General features: G+C 43.7%; 1 protein-coding gene. It reads right to left on the bottom strand.

The window, feature by feature from the left end; translation table 11 throughout:
* Window positions 1-238: transposase (locus tag G6042_RS00130; protein WP_211161581.1), on the bottom strand; the 238-nt coding region annotated here is incomplete at both ends.

Raw genomic sequence — 238 nt, 5'->3', positions numbered from 1 at the left:
GCATACTCACTTCGGTCTATTTCTCTTCCGCCTTTTCGGCTGGTACATTGGTCTTTTACTGGACAGGTTTTGCAAGCTGGTGTGCGGTATTTTTGGAACCTGTAACCACTTTCCTCAGTTCGACCTGTTTTCTTGTGCCATCGTCCAGTAGTGCTTAGCGTTGCACCTTGCGGACAAGTGTAGGTATTTGCTTCTTTATTATAAATAAACTTTGTTACAAAATACTCGGGTTGTGTGC

This window comes from Flavobacterium solisilvae, assembly GCF_012911605.1.
Taxonomy (GTDB): Bacteria; Bacteroidota; Bacteroidia; order Flavobacteriales; family Flavobacteriaceae; genus Flavobacterium; species Flavobacterium solisilvae.
Note: the sequence above shows the minus strand (reverse complement) of the source record. Positions and strands in the feature narration are given on the sequence as shown.